The sequence below is a fragment of the Pseudomonas sp. B21-053 genome (assembly GCF_026016365.1).
Taxonomy (GTDB): Bacteria; Pseudomonadota; Gammaproteobacteria; order Pseudomonadales; family Pseudomonadaceae; genus Aquipseudomonas; species Aquipseudomonas nunensis.
Map to the genome: position 1 here is coordinate 6,541,112 of NZ_CP087205.1, position 14,720 is coordinate 6,555,831.

Below are 14,720 nucleotides of genomic sequence, written 5' to 3' on the forward strand. Positions count from 1 at the left end.
GGAGCGAGCCTGCTCGCGAAGGCGGTGCATCAGCAAAGGAGGATGTCGCCTGACCCTCCCTCTTCGCGAGCAGGCTCGCTCCCACAGGGGGTTAGGCGATGATCTGACGTACTGCGAGCAGCAGTAAGAAGTGCATGGGATAAAGCGCATACGCCCAGCGCCGCATTGGCGGCGGTTTCAGGCGACCGGCATGTCGCAACAGGAGCACACCCGCCAATGGCGCAACCAGACAAGCGGCCATCCCGAAAATCGCCGCGCCATTGCCCATCCGCGCAGCGGCATACAACACACTCCACTGATTCGCCGCCAGACACACCAGTCCCGGCAGCAGGCTGAAATACCAGGGCCAGCGGATCACCAGCAGCATCGCCAGCGGCAACAAAACCCCAAAGAAACCGAACATCAGTCGCTCCGGGAACAACACCGCGAGCAGCACGGCGCCCACCGCCAGCAGTCGCGATGGCAGCGTCGGTTGTAGCCAACCCCGCGCCACCAATAGGCCGAGCACCAACGTGGGCATCACGTTTAACGTGTCGGGATCAGGAATAAACAACCGGTATGGAATTTCGCTGATAGCGCTAAACGCTATCAACCAACCCAGATAACGCCATTGATTACCGGCCGGTGCGGCGCGCGCCCGAGACAGATTCGCCGCCATCGCCAGGCAAAACCACGGAAACGCCAACCGCCCCGGCACATACAGAAAATCGACGGAGTAACCGACATATCGCAGGTGATCGAGCACCATGCTCAGCAGCGCCAGCCACTTGAGCAAATCCAGCGCGCCGTCCCTTTGCGTCATGTGCATAATTGCCCGTCAACTGTGTAATTTTCTGACAGCATCACCGCGTGTGCTCCCCGGACGATCTTCGGTAAAGTGCGCACCATCATTGACCACAAGACTCCTCACCATAGGGGTTTTGAACACGGAATCAGGCCATGACCGATAAGAGCCAACAATTTGCCAGCGACAACTATTCCGGTATCTGCCCTGAAGCCTGGGCAGCCATGGAACAGGCCAACCACGGCCACCAGCGCGCTTACGGCGACGATGAATGGACCGCTCGCGCGTCCGACGATTTCCGCAAACTGTTTGAAACCGACTGCGAAGTGTTCTTCGCGTTCAACGGCACCGCGGCCAACTCGCTGGCCCTGTCGTCGCTGTGCCAGAGTTACCACAGCGTGATCTGCTCGGAAACCGCTCACGTCGAAACCGACGAATGCGGCGCGCCGGAATTCTTTTCCAACGGCTCCAAACTGCTGGTCGCGCGCACTGAAAACGGCAAGCTGACGCCGGATTCGATCCGCGAAGTCGCGCTCAAGCGCCAGGACATCCACTACCCGAAACCTCGCGTCGTGACCCTGACCCAAGCCACGGAAGTCGGCAGCGTCTACACCCCGGAAGAAATCCGCGCCATCAGCATCACCTGCAAAGAGCTGGGCCTGAACCTGCACATGGACGGCGCGCGCTTCTCCAACGCCTGCGCGTTCCTCGGCTGCACTCCGGCTGACCTGACCTGGAAGGCCGGCGTCGATGTGTTGTGCTTCGGCGGCACCAAAAACGGCATGGCCGTGGGCGAGGCGATCCTGTTCTTCAACCACAAACTGGCTGAAGACTTCGACTACCGCTGCAAACAGGCCGGGCAACTGGCCTCGAAGATGCGCTTCCTCTCGGCCCCGTGGGTCGGCATCCTGGAAAACCACGCCTGGCTCAAATACGCCAAACACGCCAACCACTGCGCGCAACTGCTGGCAGAACTGGTCAGCGACATCCAGGGCGTGGAACTGATGTTCCCGGTGCAAGCCAACGGCGTATTCCTGCAACTCTCCGAACCGGCCATCGCCGCCCTCACCGCCAAGGGCTGGCGCTTCTACACCTTCATCGGCAACGGCGGCGCGCGCTTCATGTGCTCGTGGGACACCGAAGAAGAGCGCGTGCGCGAACTGGCGGCAGACATCCGCGAAGTCATGAGCGCCTAAGCCCTCCCTCAACCTGCCCCTGTAGGACCCGTAGGCCCCGTAGGAGCTGTCGAGTGAAACGAGGCTGCGATCTTTTGATTTTAAAGATCAAGATCAAAAGATCGCAGCCTCGTTTCACTCGACAGCTCCTACGGGTCTACATTGTTTGTCGAGCCTCCCGCTCACATAACAATAATCAGGAGCGCACGCATGTCTTTACAAGGCAAAACCCTGTTCATCACTGGCGCCAGCCGTGGCATTGGGCGCAAGATCGCGCTGCGGGCCGCGCGAGACGGGGCCAATATTGTGATTGCGGCCAAGAGCGCCGAAGCGCATCCCAAGCTGCCGGGCACGATTTTCAGTGTGGCCAAGGAAGTCGAAGACGCGGGCGGCAAGGCGCTGGCGTTGCAGGTGGATGTGCGCGATGAAGTCGCGGTGCGGGAGGCGCTGGCCCGGGCCAATGAGCATTTCGGCGGGATTGATGCGCTGATCAACAACGCCGGGGCGATCAAGTTGACCGGTGTTCAGCATGTCGAGCTCAAGCGTTTCGACCTGATGCACCAGATCAACACCCGTGCGGTGTTGCTGTGCAGTCAGGCGGCCCTGCCTTATCTGAAAAAATCCAATGGCCACATTCTCAACCTGTCGCCGCCGTTGAACCTGGCGACGAAATGGTTCGCGCAATACAGCCCCTACACCGTGACCAAGTACGGCATGAGCATGCTGACACTGGGGATGAGCGAGGAATTCGCCAATTACGGTATCAGCGTTAATTCGCTGTGGCCTCAGACGATGATCGCCACGGCTGCCATCGAGTTTCAGCTTGGCTCGCGGGAATCCTTCAAACACGCACGAACGCCGGCAATCATGGCGGATGCCGCGCATATCATTCTGGGCAGTAGCGGTCGCAGCATTACCGGGCGGTTGCTGATTGATGAGGAGATTTTGCGGGAGCATGGGGTGACGGAGTTTGAGGGGTATCGGTTTGAGCCGGACTCGACCGACACGCTGATGACAGACCTGTTTATCGACTGAATATTCACAACCGCCCTGTAGGAGCTGTGTAGGAGCTGTGTAGGAGCCGTGTAGGAGCCGTGTAGGAGCTGTCGAGTGAAACGAGGCTGCGATCTTTTGACTTTGATTTTTTAAAGATCAAGATCAAAAGATCGCAGCCTCGTTTCACTCGACAGCTCCTACACAGCTCCTACGGGGTTATTGGGCGGCTATCAGAACTCGATCCGCACATCGCCCTTCGGCACGCTGCAGCACGACAGGATGTAACCCTCGGCTTCGTCTTCCTCGGTAATCCCGCCGTTGTGGTCCATCTCGACTTCGCCGCCCAGCTTCAACACCTTGCACGTCCCGCAAATCCCCATCCCGCACGCCTTAGGAATCAGCAAACCAAGCTTGGCCGCCGCCGCGTGCACGGTTTCACCCGGGGCCACGCGAATGCTTTTGCCGGACGAGATAAATTCGACTTGATGCAGGTCCGCCAGATCGACTTCCGGCGCATCCGCCGCGATTTCCGCTTGTTCCACCGCATCGGCGCGGGCTTCGGGTGGCGTGGCGCCGAAGGATTCCTCGTGATAGCGGGACATGTCGAAGCCGGCCGCTTCGAGCATGCGCTTGACCGCGTTCATGTACGGCGTCGGGCCGCAGCAGAACACTTCGCGCTCCATGAAGTCCGGGGACATCAGTTCAAGCATCTTGTGGTTCAGGTAACCGCGATAACCGGCCCACGGTTCGCCCAGGCCATGCTTTTCGCAGATCAGGTGCAGGCTGAAGTTGTCGATCCGCGACGCCATGTGTTCCAGCTCGCGGTGGTAAATGATGTCTTTCGGCGAGCGGGCGCTGTGGATAAACACCATGTCGACGTTGCCGTTGGTGTCGTAGAACCAGCGCGCCATGGACATGACCGGCGTGATCCCGACGCCGCCGCTGAGGTACAAGACCTTCGGCGCAGTGAAGTCCATGGCGTTGAACAGCCCGACCGGCCCGTGCACCGCCAACTCCTGGCCTTCGTGCAGGGTGTCGTGCAGCCAGTTGGAAACCTTGCCGCCCGGTACGCGTTTGATCGTCACCGAAAAGCTGTACGGCACCGATGGCGAGCTGGAAATGGTGTAGGAGCGCATGATCGGCACGCCTTCGATTTCCAGCTCCAGGGTCACGAATTGCCCGGGCTTGAAGAAGAACAGGATCGGCTGATCGGCCATAAAGCAGAAGGTGCGCACGTCCCAGGTTTCCTGGATGACTTTGACGCAACGGACGATGTGTCGACCATTGGCCCAGGTCTGGGTAGTTACCGGATTCAGGAAGCTGTTGGACATGCTGTTCTCCACCGCCGATGGTCGGCCTTATGTTGGCGATTCTGCGTATAGCGCGAGCCACCCATTTACCTATCTGCGACATTCACATACTTATCGCGACCAGCCCCCAACTACCGGGGGTTGCGCGTCGGGAACAGATTGGGCCATGTCGCCCATGGATAAGGTTCTGGTATGCGCCGGCCCCACACTCGCTCCATACAACGACAGATTCTTTACACCTTGCGTAGCAAACCGGTGGCCGGTGTAACGGGGTTGGGTGGAGCAGGTTCGGATGCATGAAGTTCTGAGACAAGGCGCCGCGACGACTCATAGCTCGCTATGGGGAGGAGCGGCAACGCAGGATCAGAATTTCATGCGCCGGACCTGCCCGCCCAAACCCGCTACACCGGCCACGTAGCCACTTTCGCCGGCCACACAGAATGGCCTTGAGGATCAAATCGATGGACGTCACCGCAAAAATCAGCCTGGGCGATCCGCTGGAACCCGCACGCAAGGCCACCGCGCAGATGCTGCAAGAACGCGAGCGGACTTTCTCGCTGCCGCAGCCGTTTTACTCTGACGAGCGGCTGTTTGATATCGATATGCAGGAGATCTTCCAGAAAGAGTGGTTGATCGCCGGCATGGCTTGCGAAATCCCGACCAAGGGCAACTACCTGACCCTGCAAGTCGGCAAGAACCCGATCATCGTGATTCGCGGTGCCGAAGGCGTGATTCATGCGTTCCACAACGTTTGCCGTCACCGTGGCTCCCGTCTGTGCACCAGCGAAAAAGGCAAAGTCGCCAAACTGGTCTGCCATTACCACCAGTGGACCTACGAGCTGGACGGTCGCCTGCTGTTCGCCGGCACCGAAATGGGCGCCGACTTCGACATGAAGCAATACGGCCTCAAGCCAGTGAATGTGAAGACCGCTGGCGGCTACATCTTCATCAGCCTGTCGGAAAACCCGCCGGCCATTGATGACTTCCTGTCGACGCTGAGCCATTACATGGAACCGTACGACATGGAGAACACCAAGGTGGCGATTACCACCACCTTGATGGAAAAGGCCAACTGGAAACTGGTGCTGGAAAACAACCGCGAGTGCTACCACTGCAACGCGTCGCACCCGGAACTGTTGAAAACCCTGCTGGAATGGGACGACGTCACCGACCCGCGCGCCGACCAGGCGTTCAAGGACCACGTTGCCGCGTCCGCCGCTGCCTGGGAAGCCGAGAAGATTCCTTACGCCCACGCCAGTTTCGGCCTGCGTAACCGCATCGTGCGCATGCCGCTGCTCAAGGGCACCGTGTCGATGACCCTCGACGGCAAACAGGGCTGCGCCAAACTCATGGGCCGGATCAAGAACCCGGACCTCGGATCGATGCGCATCCTGCACTTGCCGCACTCGTGGAACCACTGCATGGGCGATCACATCATCGTGTTCACCGTGTGGCCGATCAGCGCCCAGGAAACCATGGTCACCACCAAGTGGATCGTGCACAAGGACGCGGTTGAAGGCGTGGACTACGACGTCGACCGCATGCGTCAGGTGTGGGATGCGACCAACGACCAGGACCGTCGCCTGGCTGAAGAGAACCAGCGCGGGATCAACTCCACGGCTTACCAGCCTGGGCCTTACTCCAAGACCTATGAGTTTGGCGTGGTGAACTTTGTGGATTGGTACAGCGAGCGGTTGCTGAGCAATTTGGGGGCTGAGCCTGCGCCTTACCTCAAAGGGGTTCCGGTTCAGGGCTAACAGCAAAAGCTTCGCGGGCAAGCCTCGCTCCTACAGGGGAAATACGATCTCCTGTAGGAGCGAGGCTTGCCCGCGAAAGCGATCTTTCAGTCACCCAAGATCATTGGGCTAATGAAGACCACCGCACCGACCCATCCTCCCCGATAAACGTCTCCTCGATGTTCTCCCCCACCAACCTCACCTTCACGTAACCATTCAACACCCGCAGCGGATACGCCTCATCCCGCGCATTCTGCGTTTCCGACCACAACACCCGCGAATGCCCATCCAGCTCGCTGGCATTGCCATACGGAATCGCCCCGTGCCCGGCGCACCGCGCATGCAACCGCCCCTGAGCGGCGTAACAGATGCCGTTGTGCAAATGCCCCCAATACCAATAATCCGGCTCACGTCCCAAGGCATCACACACCGTTTTGAACAGCGCCGTGGTGTTGTGCCCGGAGATATCAAAGCCTTGGTGATGACTGAGCACCATGATCTTCTTGCGCTGGGGCAGCTCTTTCATCCAGGCGATTTGCTCTTTGTTCAGCGTGCCGTCCATGTACAGATTGATCGCGTCCGAGGCGTAGGCGCTGTCGAGCCCGATCACCACCCAATCATCGTTGTACAACGCGAAATAACTGGTGCCCTGCTGCGTCGGGAAACGCTTGGCGAGTTCCTTGAAGTAACCGTGGGCGCCGCTGTACATCTCGTGGTTGGAATTGAGCGTGAACGAGCCGTGCTTGCCCATCGGCCAGCCGACCATGTCGACGTCTTCCTGGGAATGAGTACCGGCGTAGTACACGTCCCCCAAATGAACGGTGAAATCCGCCTGGGCCAGTTGCATCTGATTCGCCACCGCCACCGCCGGGGCATGACTGTCGAAGGGTCCGGTGCCCCAGTCGCCGGCAATCGCCAGGATCACGTCGCTGTCCATTTTCATCAGCGCCGGAGTGGTCGCAAACGTCGCGTGATGCCGCAGGTTTTCGATCCACTTGAGCAGCGCCTCGCTCCACAGCAAATCCAGCAGTTCCCATTTGCGACAACCGAGCAGACTGCCGTCCTTGAGCACCCGGGTTTGCAAGTCGTCGGTGGATTGCGGCAACGGCGTGGCGTTGCCGATGTGCAGGATCGACAAGCCGTGGGACAACTCCCACGGCACGCTCGGTTCATCGTCCGGCAGGTCGCCGTGCTTGAGCACGTATTGCGCCTGGTCGTGACCACGCTGCAGCAGCGCGACAATGGCCTGGAACTCCTCGGGTTCCAGCTCGCTGATGAGTTTTTTCCATGACATCTCCAGTCGCGTGTACAGCCCATGCAGGCGCACTTTGACTTTGTCGTACTCATGTTCCCAGTGACTGACCAGTGACATGTTGGCATTCCTCCATCCGTAGTGGGATCACAGGGTTTTCATGAATTCGATGAGCGCCCGTTTATCGATGTCCGACAGTTGCGTGCCATACAGATGACCGCTGTTGTGGTTGCCTTCCAATCGCGTGTCGTATTTGAAATCCGCCGAAGCCTTGGCCTGGGCACCGCTGGTGACGAAGCCGACTTTCTCCTGGTCGTAGACGTCGGAGCCGGTGAAGAACACCTGTGGCCGTTGTTCCGGCGGTTGCAGCAAATCCCACAGCGTCGGCACCGAACCGTTGTGCAGGTACGGCGCACGCATCCAGATGCCGTCGGTGGGCGTGTTGCTGTAGCTCTGGGTCTTGCGATAGGCGTTGAAGTCGAACGGCGGTTTCTTGAAGCCGTGGAACGCGGTCACCAGACCGGTGGTGAACGAGTCCAGCCGATGGGGATCGGTGCCCAGCTCTTCGATGTTGGTGGTGACCTGGCCGGTGTCGGTGCGGCCGAATTCATGGCAACCGGCGCAGTTTTTGTCCCAGATCGGTTTGCCCTGGGCGACTTTGGCCTGATCCAGACCCCACGGCCACGTCGGTGGTTTGGTGCCAAGCAACCAATTGGTGACGCGATTGAAGCTTTCCGGCAGTACCGATTCCGGCGTCGCGCCCACGGCCATCGCCGCTGCGTAGTTGCGTTCGTGGATGTCGTTGTTGTTGCCGTCCCAGTGCAAGTACAGCGACTCCCGGGGTTTCTGGTTCCAGACTTGCGGCAAGTCCACGGTGCCGATGGTCGAGTCATCCGGGAAGCCGAACACCACCATTTTGGTCGGGTTGAAGGTGTCGGTGCGTCCCGGTCCTTGGGGTGGCCGCAGCTTCTGCCAGGCGTAGGCCTGTTTCTGCGCGAGCAACGCACTCTTGGCCATCGGGATGATCAAGTAGCGGTTGTACAGTCGCTCGAAAAACCCGAGCTGGAACTTGCCGTTGATCGCCGTCATCACCGCGTCGGTGGTGAATTTCGGGTCGCTGGCGCAATCGTAGGCGAACCACTGGAAGGCTTGCAGTTGCAGGGTATTGGCCGGCGCGGTGGCCACCGGCGTGGCGACTTCGCCGGCATTCGCGCGGTAGGAACCGGTGTGGCACAGGGCGCAATTCGGTTCGACGGTCGGGTAGCCGATCTGCCGCTTGGCCATGCCGATGGGCAGGTCCTTGCCATTTTCAAAGAGGAAGCCGAACACTTCGTAGCCGCCGGGTTTCGGCAGTTTTTCCGGGCACATCTGCGGCAGTACGGCGAACAGGTAATACGGGATCCGCGCTTCGATGCCGAGGCCGATGGCGGCGTATTTGTAGTGGTCTTCGTCGGATGCGTACTTCTTCGCCGGCACCACCCGCAGCATCTGGTACCAGGTTTCGTAACCGATGAATCCGACCAGCAGCATCACGATCAACGTACCAACCTTGAAGCCGTGGCTTTGCCAGCGCAGCGCCCAACCTGCGCGCCATTCCCGCCAGCCGTCGCAGAGCAACGCCAAGGGCCGCGTGGCCGGCGTGGTGCCGAGGTACAGCAGGATTCCGAGGATCAGGAACATGCTCAAATCACCGAGGAACATCGGCACGAACACCGTGGCCTGGTTGCTGGTGTTGATCAAGTAAATCCAGAACGCCACCGCGATCAATCGCGACAGCACGCACAACCACGAATTCACCACGAAGCGTGGCGCGTTGAAGCCCGACGGCATGTAGAACACGCTGATGCCGACCAGCAACATGCCGGCGTTTTCCAGCCACGGATCGGAGAGTTGCGGCGGCAGGCCGAGCATCGACGTCAGCAACGCCGGGGCGAACAGGGCCGGCAGCGCGAAGAACATATTCATCACGATGCCTAGCCAGATGAAGCGTTGAAACCAGCGGATGTAACTGTCCATATCATCCATTTCCTTGTGCATGACCCGCGAGGTATAGCGCCTTGTAGATCGCCTTCGCGGGCAAGCCTCGCTCCTACAAAAGCGACGCAAAACCTGTAGGAGCGAGGCTTGCCCGCGAAGGGGTCGCCTCGGTCTACCGCCTAGCCGATAGCGGTTTTCTCCAGGTGTTGCAGGATGATCGGGTACACATCGACCACTGCGTCCTTGCCGAACATGCAGTCGATGTGGCCATAGCCCGGCACCACTTGCCGGCTGTAGTTTTCCGGCCCATGCACCTTGCACACGCGCTCATAGGTCTTGAGCGTGCTTTCCGGCAGGTAGCACTGGTTGTCCGCGCCGCTGATAAAGCAGATCGGCATGCTCAGCCGATCGAAATGCGACATGTAGACGTCCTCACCCTTGAAGTTCACCAGATGCCCTTTGCGCACGATCAGCGCCAGATGCTCGAAGGTCTGCATGTTCGATTCGCCGAACAGTTCATGCAGGTTGTCGTGCAGGGTTTCGTTGAGGGTGTCGTGGCGATACAGCGACGCGTACATGAAGGTGATGCGGTGGCACACCGGGTTGGTGCAGTAGCCCTGCGCCTCGATCCGCGCATAGCCGTTGAGGGCTTTGTCGTAGAGTTTGTTGAACCAGTTTTCCTTGTTGTCGGCGTAGGCCGTGAGGGACTTCACACCGATGGCATCGAGCATCCCCGGCAAATGCAACCCAGCCTTCAGGCCTGTCGCAGTGGCCACGACGGTATCTGCCGCAATCTGCGAACAGACCACCGAGCGCACACCTTGCAAGCCGGCCAGCAGCGACATGAAGAATGTCGTCGCCCCGTAGCAATGCACCACGCACTGCACGTCTTTCGCCTGGGTCGCTTGCTGGATCTGTGCGATGGCCGCCTTGAAGTCGTACTGGGCGATCTGGTCGCCGTTCCATTCCTTCTTGCTCGCCGGCAGCAGGATGCTCACCCGCAAATCCAGTAGCCACACGTCGTACTCATGCTTGCACAGGAATTCCAGCAGGTTGGCCTGGATGGTGTCGGTGGAGAAAATGTTCGAGCCCACACCCAAGCCATGCACCAGCATCACCGGGCCTTTAATGCCGCCCTGATATCGGGTCAGGCGCAGTTCGACATTGTCCTCGGTCTGGAAGAAATGCACGCTCGGCGGTGGCGCATCCAGCGGCCTTTTCAGCCGTGGCGGCGCATCCGGGTTGAAGTAGATATCGCCCGCGAACACCCCGCCGTAGCTCTCCCACAAAATGCCGGCGAAGAACTTGCCGAAGCGCGCCAACCCTTCGATGCGCTCGCGCTCGTTGCGCGCATTGAGCACTTTCATGGTGGTCATTTGCTTGGCGAAGTCAGTCGGGTGGATGTGCATCACGCCTGAGCCGATCACCGCGCCGGTGTTGTCTGGCCCGTTATACAGCGTGACGTAGAGGGTGCTGGTGTCGTGCCAGATATTCAGCACGCCGTTGTCTTCAGGTACGGTTTTAAAGGCGCTGAAGAAATAGTCGTGGCCGTCCTCGGCGGTCAGTTTCATGTCGTATTTCATGTGGCGCACGCCGACCTGTTGTTCGTACTGCTCGAACAGGTTGAACACACCGTTGCTGGCGGTCAGCGGCTGTGGCGACAGGCCCGGCGCGTTCAGCGTGCCGACCAGGGTCGCAGCGTGGGCCGGCTCCTTGATCATGCGATTGAGGTCGTTGGCGGTGATGGTCAGGGTGAATTCGATCGGCGAGTTTTCCGATTCGCCGCGTTTGGCCGCCGTCTCGTACAACGGCAGATCGGTGCCTTGGGGCTGGGTGAAATCCTTGGAGAAGTAGCCCTTCATGGTTTCCGTGAATTGCACGCCAAGAGTAGGCGGTGCCACTTGTTTGCGCGGTGCCGACGGCAGTGTGTAATCAATCGTCCAGCCGCGATCAGCCGCCAGCAACCCCATGTTGCGCTCGCTCACCGCCGAGATGGTCAGCAGCGGATTGACCGCCAGGGACGTCGGGATCACCGCGCCGTCGGTTACGTACAAACCGGCGTACACATCAGTGCCACTCGCACCGCTGAACACCTGGCCCTTGTGGTTGACCACGCCCTGCCCCGCGTCCTCGCCCATCACGCAACCGCCCAACGGATGGACAGAAACGATGCTGTGCTTGAGCAATTTGGTCCAGATAGGATTCTCGACCCAGATCCCGCCCAACGCCTTGGTGCTCAGGTGCAGACGCTCATTGCCGAGCTTGACGTTTTCCTGCTCGCCGACGCCCGGCCAATCGATGCGCAGCTGATCCTTGCTGTCGAGCACCATGCGGCCCTTGCCGTCGTCGTGGCTCATGATCAGGTACGTTTGCATGTTGTGCAGCGCGCCGTAATACGGGCCACGCAGGAAGCTTTCGGCTTCGCGTTCCTTGTACTTCAACTGGCCGGTGAAGCTGTCGTCAGTCGGTTGACCAATCAGTTCGGCAAACCCGGCCATGCTCGGCACCATCGGCCGGCCAAGGGCGCCAGGGATCGAGCCTTCTTCGATGACCATGCGGCTGCGCCAGTCGCCTTCGGTGCGCATGTCGATGATCGAGGTGATGCACGGGCCGACCGGCTGCAATTCCTTGGCCGGATGCGCGCCGAAACCGATGCCGTTGATCGGCTGTTCGCAGTTGTGGCCGAAGCCGAGGATGTCACCGTTGCCGCTCATGTTCTCGCCGAGCTGGTTGGACGTGGACAAGCCTTTGTCCCGGGAGCGCAGGAGGATTTCCGTGGAGCCCAGCGTGCCGGCGGACACCACCACAATGTCGGCTTTGACGAACAGCGTCGGCGCCGAGAACTTCTCGCGGCCGCTGTCCAGATACTGGAAGTGCACGATCCAGCCATCGCCGTCGCGCTCCAGATGCCGCACTTCGGCCTGGCAGAAAATCTCCGCGCCGTGGTTCCAGGCGTCCGGCAGGTAGTTCATCAGCGTGGTGTTCTTGGCCTTGTTGTTACAGCCGGAAACGCAGTCACCGCAGTGGTTGCACGGCAGTTGCTCGACGCCGACGTGGTTGAGGTTGTTCGGCAGTTTGTCGAACGTCACGTTGATCGGCGGCCGGTAGAAATGCGCGCCTTGCTTGAGGTACTCCGCGGACTTCTTGTTGGCTTCGAGTTTCGGCAATACCGGTGACGTGTTCGGGTATGGATTGGGCTTGAGCATTTCCCGGGCCCGGGCGTAACCGTCCTTGAGCAAGGTGTCGCGATGTTCACGCACCGCCAGCGGCCAGCGCGGGTCGTCGAACACACCGGGTTCCGGTTCCAGGGCGACGTTGGCGTTGATCAGCGACGTACCGCCGAGGCCGCACCCGACCACCACGTTCTGCTGGGCATTGACGTGCAGGTCGAACAACCCGGTGCGCGAACCGATGTGGCCGTCCGGGTCATGCACCTGCAATTCCTCGGTAGCCGCCAGCATCGTGTTCGGGTACTCGCCAGGCTGCATCTCCCGACCACGCTCCAGCAGGCAAACGCGCTTGCCGGCCCGGGACAGGCGCGAAGCCGCAATCCCGCCGCCATAGCCGGAGCCGATGACGATCACGTCGTAATGTTCCTTGATGTCGCTGATGGGCGTAGCTATCCGGGTCATGGGTCTTTCCCTCTCAGGCAGATGGGGCAACTCTGCGGTTGCCTGCTTTCAACGGACGAACGAGTACCTGGCCACCGAACGGATTCGGCGGCAGCCAGCGGCGTTATCGAAAAGAGTCAGGCGCTATAGACGCGCACGCTGATTGGCAGCACGGCGATGGATTCGCTTGCGCAGCGAAGTCGCGACGGCCGGGACGCAGGTCGTGCAGGGAATGGGGTGCGAGCGGTGTGTCTGGCTATCCATCACACGTTCTCCCTGAACCAGATGTGGATAAGTTGCGGCTGTCCTTGGTAACTGCTTAGTGAAGACACGCGGCAGTTTGAAGTCAAGGAAGCGCCTTAGAACTGTATGAAATCTGATCTATCGCGTTCGGCGCTATAAACGGCGTGGCTTGCAGCGTTTAGCGAACAAGTTATCCACACCTCCACCCACAGCTAATGGGGACAACTATGGGTTTTTACGAAAAGTTGATGATAAATAATCAAGAAAAACCGTGACTTATCCAGAAGCAGGGTTTGCGAGGGCGATTGGGTGTTTTTTGATCAGATGCTTGTGAGGCACGGTTTGTATGGGCTGTAGAGGATGGCGAACAGTTTATCCACAGAAGCGCCAACAGACTTTGGGGGCAACTTTGGTGTAACTGTGGAAAACCGTGGGAAGGCTTGATAAGTCGGGGTTTTCGAGGGGTTTGTTGGTGTAAAACGGTGAATTGATTGTTTTTTGATCAGCCGCCTGATAAGCCCGGTTTGTATGGCCTGTAGCGGACAGCGAACATCTTATCCACAGAAGCGCCAACAGAGATTGGGGGCAACTATTAAACTTATCCTCGGGAAAAAGCTCGAAAAAACCGTGGGTTAGGCTGGTTGTTTTTTGTACGAAGGCTTGCAAGGCTTGGTTTGTATGGGGTGTAGCGAGGGGTGAACATGTTATCCACAGAAGTGATAACAGGGATTGTGGATAACCTTGGGTTTGCGTATGGCTTGGGATTGACCCCTCACCCTAACCCTCTCCCCAGAGGGTAGAGGGGACTGACCGAGGTGTTCTTAGAGCTACATCGACCTGAAAGTCCTGAGTTGAACTCGGGGTTTGAAAAGCCCCCGATCGGCTCCCTTTCCCCCTCTCCCCGCTGGGGAGAGGGCTGGGGTGAGGGGTGGTTCTTAGGCCACCCACAAAATCAGCAGACCACCCCTCACGGGCGGTACATCAGATACGCTTCCCCCGTCACCCGAATCATCGGATGCGGCGTGATCTGGCAGGTGTCCACAATCCGGAACCCATGCCGCTCATAGAACCGCCGGGCGCCGGTGTTGGCGGCGTAGTCGATCAGGCTCAGGCCATTGAGCCCCAACTGGTTGGCGCGGTCGTAGGCGTAGGCGAGGAATTGTTGGCCCAGCCCCTGATTGCGCCAGCCTTCGTGCAGGGCGAGGCTCGAGATATACAGGGTGTCGGGGATTTCCATCGTGGCGTACGGCGCCAGCACCGGATCGGTCACGGGAGCGGCTTCGGGATCATGGCGCATCACGTAGCTGTGCAGCATGCCGACCACGTTGCCCTCGGCCTCCGCGATCAGGCAGTTCTGATAAGAGAAATCTACATCGTCACGGGCGTAGCGACTGGCGCCGACCTCCAGCAGATCCTGGCCAGGCTGGGCCAGTTGGCTCCAGATGTAATCCGCCGCGCCTTCTGATGAAATCTGAAACAAGCGAGCAATCTCCCGCGCATCCGAGCGCAGGGCCGAACGAAATTCCACTGCCATTGTTTTCCCCCTGTGGGAGCGGGCTTGCTCGCGAAGGCGGTGTGTCAGTCGACAAAAATGTTGAATGAATGACCGCTTTCGCGAGCAAGCCCGCTCCCACAT

Annotated in this window: 9 protein-coding genes; 3 read left to right on the forward strand and 6 right to left on the reverse strand. The window is 59.5% G+C overall.

Features of this window, described 5'->3' with window-relative positions; all coding sequences use genetic code 11:
- Window positions 1-91: 91 nt before the first annotated feature.
- Complete coding sequence (locus LOY68_RS29405) at window positions 92-808, reverse strand: conjugal transfer protein TraX (protein WP_265041334.1); 717 nt, start codon at window positions 806-808, stop codon at window positions 92-94.
- Between the two features lie 131 nt (window positions 809-939).
- Between LOY68_RS29405 and LOY68_RS29410 the strand changes: the two genes are divergently transcribed.
- Both LOY68_RS29410 and LOY68_RS29415 read left to right on the forward strand, forming a co-directional pair.
- Window positions 940-1,980 (forward strand): low specificity L-threonine aldolase, encoded by a 1,041-nt coding sequence (locus LOY68_RS29410; RefSeq protein ID WP_265041335.1) that lies wholly within the window; start codon window positions 940-942, stop codon window positions 1,978-1,980.
- A 189-nt stretch (window positions 1,981-2,169) separates the two neighbouring features.
- Window positions 2,170-2,994: an SDR family oxidoreductase gene (locus tag LOY68_RS29415; RefSeq protein ID WP_265041337.1), complete on the forward strand. Its 825-nt coding sequence runs from the start codon at window positions 2,170-2,172 to the stop codon at window positions 2,992-2,994.
- A 191-nt stretch (window positions 2,995-3,185) separates the two neighbouring features.
- On the opposite strand, the gene gbcB is transcribed toward LOY68_RS29415, so the two are convergent.
- Complete coding sequence (gbcB, locus tag LOY68_RS29420) at window positions 3,186-4,286, reverse strand: glycine-betaine demethylase subunit GbcB (RefSeq protein ID WP_054044210.1); 1,101 nt, start codon at window positions 4,284-4,286, stop codon at window positions 3,186-3,188.
- Between the two features lie 440 nt (window positions 4,287-4,726).
- Here gbcB and gbcA point away from each other — a divergent pair, with 440 nt between their 5' ends.
- Complete coding sequence (gene gbcA, locus LOY68_RS29425) at window positions 4,727-6,022, forward strand: glycine-betaine demethylase subunit GbcA (RefSeq protein ID WP_265041339.1); 1,296 nt, start codon at window positions 4,727-4,729, stop codon at window positions 6,020-6,022.
- Window positions 6,023-6,122: 100 nt separating this feature from the next.
- Here gbcA and LOY68_RS29430 read toward each other — a convergent pair whose 3' ends face one another.
- From LOY68_RS29430 to LOY68_RS29445, 4 genes are all read right to left on the reverse strand, one after another.
- Complete coding sequence (locus LOY68_RS29430; protein ID WP_265041341.1) at window positions 6,123-7,373, reverse strand: metallophosphoesterase family protein; 1,251 nt, start codon at window positions 7,371-7,373, stop codon at window positions 6,123-6,125.
- 27 nt (window positions 7,374-7,400) lie between these two features.
- Window positions 7,401-9,269 carry a hypothetical protein gene (locus LOY68_RS29435; protein WP_265041343.1) on the reverse strand — a complete coding sequence of 623 codons (1,869 nt, stop codon included), beginning with the start codon at window positions 9,267-9,269 and terminating at the stop codon, window positions 7,401-7,403.
- 140 nt (window positions 9,270-9,409) lie between these two features.
- Window positions 9,410-12,862 carry an alpha/beta fold hydrolase gene (locus LOY68_RS29440; protein ID WP_265041344.1) on the reverse strand — a complete coding sequence of 1,151 codons (3,453 nt, stop codon included), beginning with the start codon at window positions 12,860-12,862 and terminating at the stop codon, window positions 9,410-9,412.
- A gap of 1,189 nt (window positions 12,863-14,051) precedes the next feature.
- On the reverse strand, window positions 14,052-14,618 hold the full coding sequence (locus LOY68_RS29445; RefSeq protein WP_054044215.1) for a GNAT family N-acetyltransferase: 567 nt from the start codon (window positions 14,616-14,618) through the stop codon (window positions 14,052-14,054).
- Window positions 14,619-14,720: the final 102 nt, after the last annotated feature.

What these genes read in the sequence shown, in the direction of transcription:
- LOY68_RS29430 (WP_265041341.1), bottom strand. Translation starts at nt 7,373, where the DNA reads ATGTCACTGGTCAGTCACTGGGAACATGAGTACGACAAAGTCAAAGTG.
- LOY68_RS29405 (WP_265041334.1), bottom strand. Translation starts at nt 808, where the DNA reads ATGCACATGACGCAAAGGGACGGCGCGCTGGATTTGCTCAAGTGGCTG.
- LOY68_RS29410 (WP_265041335.1), top strand. Translation starts at nt 940, where the DNA reads ATGACCGATAAGAGCCAACAATTTGCCAGCGACAACTATTCCGGTATC.
- LOY68_RS29440 (WP_265041344.1), bottom strand. Translation starts at nt 12,862, where the DNA reads ATGACCCGGATAGCTACGCCCATCAGCGACATCAAGGAACATTACGAC.
- LOY68_RS29415 (WP_265041337.1), top strand. Translation starts at nt 2,170, where the DNA reads ATGTCTTTACAAGGCAAAACCCTGTTCATCACTGGCGCCAGCCGTGGC.
- LOY68_RS29435 (WP_265041343.1), bottom strand. Translation starts at nt 9,269, where the DNA reads ATGGACAGTTACATCCGCTGGTTTCAACGCTTCATCTGGCTAGGCATC.
- LOY68_RS29445 (WP_054044215.1), bottom strand. Translation starts at nt 14,618, where the DNA reads ATGGCAGTGGAATTTCGTTCGGCCCTGCGCTCGGATGCGCGGGAGATT.
- gbcA (WP_265041339.1), top strand. Translation starts at nt 4,727, where the DNA reads ATGGACGTCACCGCAAAAATCAGCCTGGGCGATCCGCTGGAACCCGCA.
- gbcB (WP_054044210.1), bottom strand. Translation starts at nt 4,286, where the DNA reads ATGTCCAACAGCTTCCTGAATCCGGTAACTACCCAGACCTGGGCCAAT.